This is a genomic window from Bacillus sp. GMs2/2, assembly GCF_050172095.1.
Classification (GTDB): domain Bacteria; phylum Bacillota; class Bacilli; order Bacillales; family Bacillaceae_G; genus Bacillus_A; species Bacillus_A cereus.
Genome location: NZ_JBNLYE010000649.1, coordinates 1 through 1,481 on the forward strand (window position 1 = coordinate 1; position 1,481 = coordinate 1,481).

Below are 1,481 nucleotides of genomic sequence, written 5' to 3' on the forward strand. Positions count from 1 at the left end.
AATGAGAATAATTTCTATTATATTTGTCGCATCAAACGCCGCCTTATTATAAAAAATATACGAAACTATATTAGCGATTTCTATCCCTATGTATGCAAATATCCATGCATATTTAACAAGGTTTGCCTTCTCTTTTTTCAGTAAATATATATTCACGCATAGTATTGCTACTCCGCAAATAACTTGCCATATTATGGTGTATCCCTTATCCATTATTGATTTATCTTCTAATACGATTGCATAGAAAATTTGATATACAATAACAATGACATATAACACCCATAAAAGGAGTTTTGCATTCCTTTCTTCTTCTTTATATGATAGAAAACTTGCTTTCACTTCAACACCCCTTCAAAATAACATCTCAAAGAATACCATTTATTATAATAAATGATTTTCATAGACAAACAAAGATAAATCGAACATTTGAGGAAAATCGTACCAAAAACGCAATATATTTAGACTATATACAGAGCATAAAATCTATGATCATTAATACGTATATTATGGAGGATGTTTTATATAGACGGCCTAAAAAGTAAAACAAAGCTTTTAGAATGGAGCCTATTGATAGAACAGGGGGAGTTTTATGTTTGTTACTGTCGAGAAAGATGTGCATATTTTTGTGCAAGACGTTAATCCTGGTCCAGGTAGTAAGACTGTTTTCTTCGTTCACGGATGGCCTTTAAATCATCAAATGTATCAATATCAACTCAATGTTTTACCAGAGCATGGCTTTCGTTGTATCGCCATGGATATACGAGGGAATGGGCAATCTGATAAGCCATGGACTGGTTACACGTATGATCGATTAGCCGATGATATCGCAATTGTTCTAGAAGCACTCCAAGTAGAGAACGTTACATTAGTCGGTTTCTCAGTTGGTGGTGCTCTTTCTATTCGCTATATGTCTCGCTATCATGGGCGCCGCATTTCTAAGCTCGCATTAATTGACGCTGTCTCCCCCTCTTTTGTTAAAAATCAAGAGTCCCCTTACGGTGTACCGAAAGAACAAGCAGATGCTCTCATTAATCAAATGTATGCTAATTTACCAAAATTTTTAAATGACGTATCTTTATCCTTTTTCAATAGAAACTTACGGGCTGCAACCCTTGAATGGTTTTCTTATCTCGGTATGCAGTCCGCTTCTTATGCCCTTATCAAAATTTTACAAGCAGCTGCAAATGAAGATGTAACGAAAGATTTAAATAAAATTAACGTCCCAACAAAAATCTTCCACGGCGTTCACGACCAACTAATTCCTTACAAAAGTGCTGAGCTTACGCAACAACGAATTAAAAATTCTCAGTTACATGCTCTTACAAATAGTGGTCATGGTTCACCAATCGATCAAGCGGATGAATTAAATAAAGAACTGATAAAATTTTTACATGCATAACAACTGCAATACAAGAACGAAAGTTAATATAATATATTTTTTCACAAAACATAAAATTCACATATTTCTCACAAATACACAA

General features: G+C 34.0%; 1 protein-coding gene and 1 pseudogene. One reads left to right on the top strand and one right to left on the bottom strand.

Annotated features, from left to right (window positions below):
- Window positions 1-339 (bottom strand): annotated as a pseudogene (locus ACQGS6_RS28325) (ATP-binding protein); the annotation flags it as partial.
- 250 nt (window positions 340-589) lie between these two features.
- On the opposite strand from ACQGS6_RS28325, the gene ACQGS6_RS28330 reads away from it, so the two are divergent.
- Complete coding sequence (locus tag ACQGS6_RS28330; protein ID WP_326318291.1) at window positions 590-1,399, top strand: alpha/beta hydrolase; 810 nt, start codon at window positions 590-592, stop codon at window positions 1,397-1,399.
- Window positions 1,400-1,481: the final 82 nt, after the last annotated feature.